General features: G+C 60.1%; 19 protein-coding genes. 18 read left to right on the forward strand and 1 reads right to left on the reverse strand.

Annotation, left to right across the window (positions count from 1 at the left end; all coding sequences use genetic code 11):
• The first annotated feature begins 229 nt into the window (after window positions 1-229).
• The 15 genes from F573_RS0113245 to F573_RS0113315 all read left to right on the forward strand — a co-directional run bounded on the left by F573_RS0113245 (window position 230) and on the right by F573_RS0113315 (window position 7,495).
• Window positions 230-559, forward strand: a complete 330-nt coding sequence (locus F573_RS0113245) for a hypothetical protein (RefSeq protein ID WP_019022988.1) — start codon at window positions 230-232, stop codon at window positions 557-559.
• 47 nt (window positions 560-606) lie between these two features.
• The gene (locus tag F573_RS15285; RefSeq protein ID WP_019022989.1) at window positions 607-1,122 is read left to right on the forward strand and encodes a hypothetical protein; all 516 of its coding nucleotides are present in this window, start codon (window positions 607-609) and stop codon (window positions 1,120-1,122) included.
• Window positions 1,122-1,883: a hypothetical protein gene (locus tag F573_RS15120; RefSeq protein WP_155986671.1), complete on the forward strand. Its 762-nt coding sequence runs from the start codon at window positions 1,122-1,124 to the stop codon at window positions 1,881-1,883. The genes F573_RS15285 and F573_RS15120 overlap by 1 nt, the downstream gene beginning before the upstream one ends.
• Before the next feature lie 190 nt (window positions 1,884-2,073).
• The gene (locus F573_RS0113255) at window positions 2,074-2,259 is read left to right on the forward strand and encodes a hypothetical protein (RefSeq protein ID WP_019022990.1); all 186 of its coding nucleotides are present in this window, start codon (window positions 2,074-2,076) and stop codon (window positions 2,257-2,259) included.
• A gap of 348 nt (window positions 2,260-2,607) precedes the next feature.
• Window positions 2,608-3,093 (forward strand): hypothetical protein, encoded by a 486-nt coding sequence (locus tag F573_RS0113265; RefSeq protein ID WP_019022992.1) that lies wholly within the window; start codon window positions 2,608-2,610, stop codon window positions 3,091-3,093.
• A gap of 1 nt (window position 3,094) precedes the next feature.
• Entirely contained in the window at window positions 3,095-3,370 is a 276-nt protein-coding gene (locus tag F573_RS14400; RefSeq protein ID WP_155986672.1) for an ATP/GTP-binding protein, read from the forward strand.
• Window positions 3,367-3,624, forward strand: coding sequence for a hypothetical protein (locus F573_RS0113275; protein WP_019022994.1), 258 nt, complete (start codon window positions 3,367-3,369; stop codon window positions 3,622-3,624). Before F573_RS14400 ends, F573_RS0113275 begins: the two co-directional genes overlap by 4 nt.
• Before the next feature lie 101 nt (window positions 3,625-3,725).
• A complete protein-coding gene (locus F573_RS14405; protein WP_155986673.1) occupies window positions 3,726-4,199 on the forward strand; it encodes a hypothetical protein in 474 nt (157 codons plus the stop codon).
• Complete coding sequence (locus F573_RS0113285) at window positions 4,199-4,513, forward strand: hypothetical protein (protein ID WP_019022996.1); 315 nt, start codon at window positions 4,199-4,201, stop codon at window positions 4,511-4,513. The genes F573_RS14405 and F573_RS0113285 overlap by 1 nt, the downstream gene beginning before the upstream one ends.
• A gap of 24 nt (window positions 4,514-4,537) precedes the next feature.
• Window positions 4,538-4,708, forward strand: a complete 171-nt coding sequence (locus F573_RS15125; protein ID WP_019022997.1) for a hypothetical protein — start codon at window positions 4,538-4,540, stop codon at window positions 4,706-4,708.
• Between the two features lie 46 nt (window positions 4,709-4,754).
• Window positions 4,755-5,588: a thymidylate synthase gene (locus tag F573_RS0113295; RefSeq protein WP_019022998.1), complete on the forward strand. Its 834-nt coding sequence runs from the start codon at window positions 4,755-4,757 to the stop codon at window positions 5,586-5,588.
• Window positions 5,585-5,824 carry an antitoxin Xre-like helix-turn-helix domain-containing protein gene (locus F573_RS0113300; RefSeq protein WP_019022999.1) on the forward strand — a complete coding sequence of 80 codons (240 nt, stop codon included), beginning with the start codon at window positions 5,585-5,587 and terminating at the stop codon, window positions 5,822-5,824. Before F573_RS0113295 ends, F573_RS0113300 begins: the two co-directional genes overlap by 4 nt.
• Window positions 5,824-6,291, forward strand: coding sequence for a type II secretion system protein (locus F573_RS0113305; RefSeq protein WP_019023000.1), 468 nt, complete (start codon window positions 5,824-5,826; stop codon window positions 6,289-6,291). Before F573_RS0113300 ends, F573_RS0113305 begins: the two co-directional genes overlap by 1 nt.
• Before the next feature lie 3 nt (window positions 6,292-6,294).
• Window positions 6,295-6,711 carry a type II secretion system protein J gene (locus tag F573_RS0113310; protein WP_026300933.1) on the forward strand — a complete coding sequence of 139 codons (417 nt, stop codon included), beginning with the start codon at window positions 6,295-6,297 and terminating at the stop codon, window positions 6,709-6,711.
• A gap of 46 nt (window positions 6,712-6,757) precedes the next feature.
• Complete coding sequence (locus F573_RS0113315) at window positions 6,758-7,495, forward strand: pilus assembly PilX N-terminal domain-containing protein (RefSeq protein WP_019023001.1); 738 nt, start codon at window positions 6,758-6,760, stop codon at window positions 7,493-7,495.
• Window positions 7,496-7,504: 9 nt separating this feature from the next.
• Here F573_RS0113315 and F573_RS0113320 read toward each other — a convergent pair whose 3' ends face one another.
• Window positions 7,505-7,792, reverse strand: coding sequence for a hypothetical protein (locus F573_RS0113320; protein WP_019023002.1), 288 nt, complete (start codon window positions 7,790-7,792; stop codon window positions 7,505-7,507).
• 253 nt (window positions 7,793-8,045) lie between these two features.
• Between F573_RS0113320 and F573_RS0113325 the strand changes: the two genes are divergently transcribed.
• From F573_RS0113325 to F573_RS0113335, 3 genes are all read left to right on the forward strand, one after another.
• Complete coding sequence (locus F573_RS0113325; protein ID WP_019023003.1) at window positions 8,046-8,447, forward strand: hypothetical protein; 402 nt, start codon at window positions 8,046-8,048, stop codon at window positions 8,445-8,447.
• A gap of 34 nt (window positions 8,448-8,481) precedes the next feature.
• The gene (locus tag F573_RS0113330; protein ID WP_155986674.1) at window positions 8,482-8,907 is read left to right on the forward strand and encodes a hypothetical protein; all 426 of its coding nucleotides are present in this window, start codon (window positions 8,482-8,484) and stop codon (window positions 8,905-8,907) included.
• Between the two features lie 58 nt (window positions 8,908-8,965).
• On the forward strand, window positions 8,966-9,222 hold a 257-nt coding region (locus F573_RS0113335), incomplete at its 3' end, for a hypothetical protein (RefSeq protein WP_026300935.1).

The raw sequence follows: 9,222 nt of genomic DNA on the forward strand, positions 1-9,222 counted from the left end.
CTTGGTCGTCAACTGGCGATCGACTACCAGGGGGTTCGATTCAATGGAATCATCGAGCGACGCAACCCCAAAACCGTGACGATTCTGGGCGCCTGGGAAAGTGGCCGGCGGGCACGTATTCGCGTTCCCTATCCCCTGCTCCCGTCGATCCTGGTCGAGTGAAGAAATCGACAAACGGAGGCGGTTCGATACGCTTTCCCTGAATACATCGAAAAGAGGAAGAGGAAAGATGGAAAGTACGGATCTGCTGCAATCCATTCCGGCGCAGCCACAACGTCAGGACTCGGTGAGCGAACAGATGGCCGATCTGAGCCAGGTCGCCAACCGCCTCGGGATGTACGATGCGGCAGACGCGATCGGACAGATGTTCGAAACCGAATCCCTTGGGCGGATGAAATACGGCTGCCATGTCGAAGCCGAGATCGAAGGCATCATCGACGAGAACTGTGTGCTGGATTACGGCCGCCCGGAGGAATGCATCTATGCCAAACCCGGCATGCGTCGGGAACAGTGCCAATACTGGCGGGTGATCGACGCCAGCGCCATCGGGCAGGACTGAGCCGGCGAAACCGGCGCCACGACGAAAACGAATCCGCGCGAGAGGCCATGAAAGACCACACCCGAACCCCATCACCCTCGGGAACCTACGGCTTCATCGTGCGCCGCACGATCAACGGAGAAACCCACCAGCGCAGCTTCCCCGCCCGGGCCGACCGGGACCCGCCTGATGTGGTCGAAAAGGCTCGTCAGGCTGCCCTGGAGTACGACGCGCAGTTGCTCCGGGCAATGGAGGCCGCCCGCGAACGGCGGCGCCAGGCGCGCAAGCCCAAGGGATTGTCTCCGGTCAGCGGTGTTCAGCCGATGCTGACCGATAGCGAGAAAAACGGACGGCGTTACGAATATCGGGCCTGGGGCGTTCGAAAATACCGCAATGGAACCACAATCCAGCGGAGGTTCTCGGTCGCTGAATACGGCGATCAGCGTGCCTGGGAAGAGGCCTGCCGGTTCCTGGCGCAGCTGGAGGGGATCGACCCCGAGCCACTGATCCGCCAATACCCGGGGGTGGGAATCTGGGATCGAGTCTGGGCGCAGCGGAAGAATACGAGAGGGGAGACAAAGTAATGATGAAAGTATCGGACATCGATGTACACTGCGACCCCCCATCCCCCGAAACGATCGAGCAATGGAACGAAGACCTACTCGAAAGCTGGAAACGAACCAATGAAGATCAGGCTCGATATCGACGTAAAAACCGAATTGCAGGAGTGCTGCTGACAGCAGTATTCACTGCGACCTGGTACAGCGGTATTGTTGACTGGCCGCACTTCGTGGTTCCAGTCTTAATCGTTGCGTTTTTTGCGTTTCTGGCGATCCAGGGCGATTGGTCATCCACGATGATTTGGATGATTATCGCAACACTTGTGGCGCTAATACTCATCTCCCAGCAGGAGCACGAGAGATTATCAACCCTTCTGGAGGAAAGCGATAATCCAAGTGAGACGCATAAGGAAGCGAATGTTGCGGCTGTTTACCTGGGAGGCACTTTTGTTATATCCATGTTTGGGTATTGGCTGGGTTATAGGTACGCCAGCTCTCGCGAACACAAAAGCTTTCATGAGCCAAGAGAGAACATCAAGAAAGAGCTGATGAAGCTAAGGCCTATTTGCCCGGAAACCCATCCTGACGAATGCCTTGTTTATCTCTGCCTGACAAACCAAGATAAAGTCTTGGAAAGTTACCAAAGAAAGATCGCACATCAAGGCCGTCGGCCTCTTGTTGTGGAATACAAAGTGGCTCGAAAGCGGGTATGGGGGGAAGAAGGAACCGAAGAAAGGAGGCAAAAGGCAGAATCGGCTTGCAGACAGATGGGGGCGGTGTCGTAACTATGGGAGACCGTATGCCATCTGTACCACACAGGCTTCGACGAGAACGCGGGGGCTCAATCCATCACGTTAAGCCTGGCAACCCGGCATTTCCTTCCGTGCCGTTCGACGGATACACCACCCTTTCCGGCGTGGCGACCGAATACAGAAAAACGCTAATCTAAAGGAATACAAGGAGCAGGAAGGAACAATGCTCAACAGTCAAGAAGTTCAGAATGTATTGGGACTTTTAACCATAATCGCGATGCTGGCGGCGTACGTTACACATGTAATCCACTCCATCGCGGAAGAAGCCTGGGTGATTCTGGTCATCGGCGCTCTCTTTTTCCCTGTTGGGATCATCCACGGTGCAGCGGTCTGGTTCGGCATCTTCTAAAAATCGACAGGCGGGGAAACTCTGGCAAAGTGGATGATGAATCCATCGAGCAGAGGGCAATCCATGATTTCGGATGATCGAGTCACACGCTTTCACGAAGGTCAGGTCTGGGAGAACTCGGCAGGTTATTACGTCCGCGTGATGCAAATCGAAAACGGTCAGGCCGTGCTCCGCAAGGGCGCGGATGGTAGCGGACGGATCACCCGCAGGCCCTGGGACGGGATCAGCCTCCGTTGGGGGCTCGTGGGCGATCCCACTGCCCCCGAAGAGTACCCGGTCGGGCAGGATAGTGAGGGCAAAGGCGGGTGAAACACCCCTTTGCCCCTCCAAGGTTCAAGGGGGTATTCCATGAGCCGGAATAATCGCCCGAAGACGAACGAGATCAACGACCCAGGCAACCCCGAAAAAAAGGGGCGCGTTATCTATGCCGAAACCCGTTTCAGGCCGGAACAGAAGCCGAAGCCGAAAACGAGAAGTCAAAGGCGCGAGGAAACGCCGATTCCCAAGGGGCTCCATCTGACCCGGTACAACTGGGCCCTCGACATCGGGGTTCCAATCCTGATTCTGATGGCGTTTCCGGTCGTCGCCTTCTTCATCGAATCGAACGGAACGATTGGAGAAGAAGGAAACGCCGAGATCGAGCGAATGGTCGCAGAACAGCCGGATCTGGAGCCAATGGTGGAGGAGCGCAGAGGCGACGGGTGTGGAAGTATCCTGTTCGTCACCTATAACGAGGAGTGCATCACCGGATGGGACTATCAGGAGATCAAGGAAGCGTACCAGGAGTTGAAGAAGACCCAAGGCGAATCGGCCACAGCGTATGGGGAGCGATGAATTGACTGTTGAATTGAACAAACGAATCCGCCAGCTGCTGCTGGAAGCCTGGGACATGGAAGCGACCGAGGCGGAACACATCGCTTCCGACTGCGCAGCGGCGCTCCAACAGGGCGGATCCTATCGAGAGCTTATGTCCCGTTTGATGCCGATTTTCCCGCCGTCGGAGCCCGAAACAGCCGAGGACGTGGCTCATCGCCTGATTGGGCTGAACAACGCCCTGCGCGCCCGAGAGGAAGCCGCATCCAAGGATCTTTCGAAGGAGGCCGAAGCGTGAAAATCTATGTCCTGTTGGCACAGCGCAAAGAGAGCTACGAGGGAGAGTACGGCCCCGAAGCTCTGGGAGCGATGACCGAGTACGAATACGACATCAACCCGGAATTTCTTGAAGAGCGGCGGAACGAGTATTCGCGTAACCGGGAATTCAGCGCCGTCCGGATCGTGGCCCTCGATATCCCCGAGGGGGAAGTCGAACGCCGATTGATGCCGGAGGCGACGCCGATTCAGGCCCGCGTCGCCAGCGAAGAATAGCCCCACCCCGCAACCCTCCCGGTGTCGCGCTTGAACCGCGACACCGGGAGGGTTTTCGCTCGTGGCAGAATCAACAAGCCCTCGAACTGGAAGGAGGCCGCATGTACGAAGGAGACGTAGGACATCACAGCGATGGGATGGAAAACGAACGGGAATGGACGTTCACGCATGTCTACTGGGAGCCGATCGAGTTCTCCGGGGAGCGGATCTGCGTCGGGAGTTTTCTGCTGGACGAAGAACGGGGTGAACGGATACTGGCCCTGCCCCTGGGCCCCGAAGACATGGACCGCGTGACCGACAACGGCGGTGAATGGTTGCGGGCCGATCTGGAGGCGTGCTTTCGACGCCCGACCCCGTTCCCGCTTCCACCCAACGTGACCCTGGGGCGCTCCGTCTCCATTATCGCGGAGACCGCCCGCGAAGCCGCCGAGACGGCGCTGCGTTTCCACGCGGCGTTCATGCGACCGGAGGGGCCGGAAATCCTTAGAATGGGTAACCAGGTGAAAAGTGGTCGGTCGGAATGGCCGGATGTCGTGACCGAAAGCGAACGAAAACAGCAAGAGGAGGCCGTCTGATGGAAGAGCCGAGCATGTTCATCAGCCTGTTGGTTCTTGGAGCAATCTTCATTGTGCTGGGAGTTATCGCCCTCTGGGTGAGCGACGTATTCGACCCGCCCATGCCGGGGAAAGGTCAGACGGCGAAAAACGGCAATAAAGTGAAAAAGGAAAGGGCTTCAGTGAAAAAGGAAAGGTATTCGGGGATGGCGCAGATGAAGGGTCGCAGCTCCACCGAGGAATACTATATGTTCCATCACCCGAGCCGATACGATTCTTTCAGTGACCCCTCCTCGTCCTCGATGGGCACGGGCAGCGATTTCGATCACCACTGAACGAGAGAAACACAGGGAGGTTCCATGTCGACATCGGATGTCATCGGCGGGGTCCTTGCCATTCTCCTGGTCGTCGCAGGACTGGCTGCCATCGGATACCAGGCCTGGCGGTGGGAGGATTCGCGCGACCGCGAAGGCGAAAAGGACACCCAACGCGAACACCAACGAAACCATACCCACGAAACCCACGACTGACCGCGGCCAGCACACGGCCGCGTAGAACGCCACGGAGGCACGACCGATGGAGCAGTACCAGAACCTGATCCGGCACATCCTCGAGAAAGGGACGGATCGCCCGGATCGAACCGGAACCGGCACCCGCTCGGTCTTCGGCTACCAGATGCGATTCGACCTGGAGGAAGGCTTTCCGCTGGTGACGGTGAAGAAAACGAACTGGAAGGCCGCCGCCCGCGAGATCCTGTGGTTTCTCTCGGGGTCCACGAACATCGGGGATCTGAACGCGACCATCTGGGACGAGTGGGCGGACGAGAACGGTAACCTCGGCCCCATTTACGGCCACCAATGGCGCAACTGGGGCGGCCGGCACGGTGAGCCCGGCACCGGCATCGATCAGATCACCGAACTGCTTTACAACCTGCGCTGGTTTCCGGACTCCCGGCGCCACGTCATTTCGGCCTGGAACCCCTCGGACCTGCCGGATGACGATCTCAAGCCGCACGAAAATGCCGCTGAAGGCAGCATGGCCCTGGCGCCGTGCCACACCCTGTTCCAGTTCTATGTCGCGGACGGAAAGCTGTCGTGTCAGCTATACCAGCGGTCGGCGGACGTCATGATAGGGGTGCCCTTCAACTACGCCGGGTACGCCCTGCTGATCCACCTGATCGCGCAGGCCGTGGGCCTGAAGCCCGGGGAGTTCATCCACACGCTCGGTGACGCCCACATCTATCACAACCACTTCGATGCGGCGCGGACCGTGCTGGACCGCCCACCCCGACCGCGGCCGAAGCTGCACCTGAACCCGGAGGTCACCGACCTGTTCGCGTTCGGGGAAAACGACATTCGGGTCGACGGCTACGACCCGCATCCGGCGATCAAACTGGATGTGGCGGTTTGAGCGACCGTGCGCGCGCAATCTCGCTGGCGGACCTGCGGCGCCTGGCGCACGATCTCGGGCTGACGCGGGAGCAAGCTGCGGAACACCTGGGTCTTTCCCGCCGCCAGCTGACGGTGTGTCTGCGGGAAGTCGACCCTTATGGGCAGATTGCATGGCCGGGCGAGCTCACGATGACGCCGCGGCCGCATTGCCCCCGCCGGCGGGAGGTCGCGGGCTTCCCCGTGATCAGCCAGTGATGGTGGCTCAACCCCGAGAACGCGGCCTGACCCTGATCGAACTGGTGGTGGCACTGGCGATCATCGCCGTGGCAATGGCTGGCCTGGCGGGGACTTTTGCCCTGTTGAGCGGTGGCATTGCGGATACCGAGGATACGGAGTCGTATGCCCGGGAAGCTCGGGGGTGCGGGGAGGCCCTGATCGCCCTTCACTACGGCGACTCCGATTTCGACCTGGACGATCAGTGCAGCCAGGGCGGGGACCTGGAAACCTGGTCGGGGTCCGCGACGGAAGGCCAGGTTCTGGAGCAGGCCTGCGAAGCCGGCACCCGCCTTGAGGTGACCTGCGCGTGTCGCACTGAGACCGGTAGCCCGGTGACGTGCGACGGCGTCGGGGAGTCGGGTTACAACCGGGTCGAGATCCGGTCCGCGGACCAGGCCGCTTTCCCGCCCATGACGCTGCAGATCCCACGCGAAGACGAGGACTGAGCCATGCGTCGGGGTGGATTCACACTGCTGGAGATGGTGTTGGTTCTGATTATCATCGCAGTGATCGGAAGCACGGTCGCCCGCTTCTTCGGGGTGTCCACCGAGGCGGTTTTCGATGCTCGAGAGGCCACCGAAACCCAGAACCGGGTCGGGATGACCCTGGACCGGCTGACGCGCGAAATACGGAACGCACGGAGCATCCGCGAATGCACGGAGGATCGCCTGTCGGTCAACGGCGGTGATCGTGTTTTTGAGCGGGCCGGAGGACGGATTCGCCTGAACGGGGAAGCCATGGCCGGAACGCCAGAGGACCCCATCCGGAGCTTCCGCTGTGACGAGACAGGCATCGACGACCTGTACGCCCTCGAGATGGAGACCGAGCGTGGATACGAAGCCCTCATCTATGCCTACTGGCGCTGATCGGCGGCCCGGCGTCCGGATGCCGGCGCGACAGCGCGGGAGCCTGTTGCTGATCGCCCTTTTCCTGCTAATCCTGGTCTCCGTGATCGCCGCGGGTGCGGCCACCATGATCGGCTCAAGCACGCTCGTTGGATCTGAGCGGGTTCTGGGCGAGAAGGCCATGTTCGCCGCCGAGAGTGGCGTTATGCGCATCAGCGCGGACGACATGGACTGTGACGGGCAGGCGCATCCGGTGGGCGACGCCCAGCGGGCCGGCTTCCAGTGTACGGACGCCGCACAGGCGGATTGCCCGGGGTCGGCCGAATCCGAAATTCTCGGCTGGGGCGGCGCGGAACGACTGGCGGATGCCCCCGCGAGCCACCGGCTCTGCGTGCATCTGGAAGCCGTGGGCAGCGGCGGGGCCCCGCCCTCGGAATGCGACGAGGCCGAATGGACCTGCGTAACGGGAGACAACGGGGCCCCGCCCGGCGGTTCAGGCGGCGACTTCGATTACCTGTTCGTGGGAGAAGACCAGACGGTTCAGGGCGGCGGGAACCGCGGCGTAAACGAAGAGGCCTGCTTTCAGGACGGTGCCGAAGTCAACGGACGCCTGGACTTCCACGACAGCGTGTACTGGGAGACCGAGGAGAATACCAGTGGCGGTTCCAGCAACTACTACAGCTGCGTCTATATCGAAGGGGAGCTGAGCAACGAGTATGGCAACCCCGGTGGTTGCGAAGAAACTGCCGAGGGCGGTAGCTGGTGCCCTTATGGAGGCGGTTCCGGTTGGGGATACGGCGGTTAGGAGAGGACCTTAATCGTCCTCGTCCTCGTCGTCCTCGAACAGAGCATCCATCTCACGCTCCTCCAGATCCTCGAGCATCCGGCTCACCACGCGATAGATTTCACGCACGTCGGGAAGATCGTCATCGGGAAAAACCACTTCCAGTTCATCGATCTCGTTGCGCTCGACAAAGACTTCCGCATCCATCAGGGATGGATAATTCAGAAGGAAATCGGAAGACAGTGCGCGCTCCTCAACTTCCTGGACGTGATCCGGCGGCGCATAAATAGGGCAACGGATCGTCAGGGCTTCGGGCATGGCATTCAGTACCGTATGGATTCAGGGTTCAGTTTAACGTCCGGGAGGAAAAACGCCATTTTTCGCGGGCGCGAAACGCGCACGGGGTTTGACGGATTTCGCCGGAAACGGTAGCGTCCGAGGCAGTAACCACCCAACGCCTGGGTAACGGCGGCGGACTTCGGTCCAGGGGCAAAACGCCCAACATCTTATCACCCAACGGGGTCACGATACCCCGGCGGGTGCGTGACCCCTTTTTTATGGAGGTCACGCCATGAGCAGTCCACTCCGTGCGATCCCCCCGATCGCACCGAATATCCAGGACCGCATGATCACGGTCCCGGTGACATCAAAAACGGGGATCTCGACCGCCATCGTGATCGAGATTCCCAAGCAGGTCCTCTTCACCCTCGCGGTTCACCATTACACCGGTTCGATGCCGGCGTACTGGCCCGTGGCTGAAACGGACGGCAATTACACCTACCTCGAATACCGGGGTGGGGATTGCTGGTTCGTCCAGCCGTCCCGCGTGCGTTCGTCCCACTTCACCTCCGAAGTCTGGGACGCCGAAGACCTGGTTCCCATGACCCTCCACCAGACCCGAAGGATTCTCTTCGAAATCGCGGTGGAAGGGTTTTATGGGACGGCGGCACCGCGCCGTCGTCGCGCTTCCTGAGTAGGTTCCCCGCGGCTCCGGGGTCTGTTGATTCATGCAGACCCCGGGCCGGGGGTCTGCTCATCTGGAGGTCGCCATGAAAGCGTATCGCCACCAACTCGGATCCCTGATCTGGGTCCGGTCAATCAACGAACAGGACCGGATTCTCACACGGCACCTGGAGGATATGACCCTCTACGTCCCCGAGGAGGAGATCGAATTGATCACTTTCGAGGACGACGAACCGATTCGGGATCCGATCGGCACGCCCGACGAGCAGTGGCATTACGGCATCAGGAAACTGCTCGACAACACGGCGGTGGCCTACTTCATGCCGTCCGAGGCCGGCATCCAGTGGTGCCGCGACCGCATGGGTGCCGAGTGCCGGACGCTCGAAGAAGCTCTTCGGATGCTGGCTCGGGTCGTCCTTCGCGAAAACGGAGGGCGGATCGAACCGGGTCACCGCGAAAAGGTGGCCTGAAGACATCCATTCAATCCAGCCCCGGAGGAGGCTCCGGGGCTCTTTTCAGGAGAGAAACATGAAACAACAGCACGAAAATCTCGTGAAAGACGTCATCAAACGACTGGCAGCACACCAGATAACGATTGAAAAGGACGAGGGCGAGTACCGGAGCATCCGGTTCAGCGCCCCGAATACCGTCATCAACAGCTTCACGCTGACGACGTGGCCGGGGTATATCGCCATCAGCGGCGACCTGGGCACCTATGTGTTTTGCCGGCTGCCCGATATGTTCGAGTTTTTCCGGCAAGGCGCCCATGGGGACCCCATGACGTT

It is taken from the genome of Thioalkalivibrio sp. ALE23 (genome assembly GCF_000378545.1).
Taxonomy (GTDB): domain Bacteria; phylum Pseudomonadota; class Gammaproteobacteria; order Ectothiorhodospirales; family Ectothiorhodospiraceae; genus Thioalkalivibrio.

Coding starts and splice junctions, on each gene's coding strand:
- F573_RS0113245 (WP_019022988.1), top strand. CDS start 230: ATGGAAAGTACGGATCTGCTGCAATCCATTCCGGCGCAGCCACAACGT.
- F573_RS15120 (WP_155986671.1), top strand. CDS start 1,122: ATGATGAAAGTATCGGACATCGATGTACACTGCGACCCCCCATCCCCC.
- F573_RS0113255 (WP_019022990.1), top strand. CDS start 2,074: ATGCTCAACAGTCAAGAAGTTCAGAATGTATTGGGACTTTTAACCATA.
- F573_RS0113310 (WP_026300933.1), top strand. CDS start 6,295: ATGCGTCGGGGTGGATTCACACTGCTGGAGATGGTGTTGGTTCTGATT.
- F573_RS0113325 (WP_019023003.1), top strand. CDS start 8,046: ATGAGCAGTCCACTCCGTGCGATCCCCCCGATCGCACCGAATATCCAG.
- F573_RS0113295 (WP_019022998.1), top strand. CDS start 4,755: ATGGAGCAGTACCAGAACCTGATCCGGCACATCCTCGAGAAAGGGACG.
- F573_RS0113330 (WP_155986674.1), top strand. CDS start 8,482: ATGCAGACCCCGGGCCGGGGGTCTGCTCATCTGGAGGTCGCCATGAAA.
- F573_RS0113305 (WP_019023000.1), top strand. CDS start 5,824: ATGGTGGCTCAACCCCGAGAACGCGGCCTGACCCTGATCGAACTGGTG.
- F573_RS0113320 (WP_019023002.1), bottom strand. CDS start 7,792: ATGCCCGAAGCCCTGACGATCCGTTGCCCTATTTATGCGCCGCCGGAT.
- F573_RS14405 (WP_155986673.1), top strand. CDS start 3,726: ATGTACGAAGGAGACGTAGGACATCACAGCGATGGGATGGAAAACGAA.
- F573_RS0113265 (WP_019022992.1), top strand. CDS start 2,608: ATGAGCCGGAATAATCGCCCGAAGACGAACGAGATCAACGACCCAGGC.
- F573_RS0113285 (WP_019022996.1), top strand. CDS start 4,199: ATGGAAGAGCCGAGCATGTTCATCAGCCTGTTGGTTCTTGGAGCAATC.
- F573_RS15285 (WP_019022989.1), top strand. CDS start 607: ATGAAAGACCACACCCGAACCCCATCACCCTCGGGAACCTACGGCTTC.
- F573_RS15125 (WP_019022997.1), top strand. CDS start 4,538: ATGTCGACATCGGATGTCATCGGCGGGGTCCTTGCCATTCTCCTGGTC.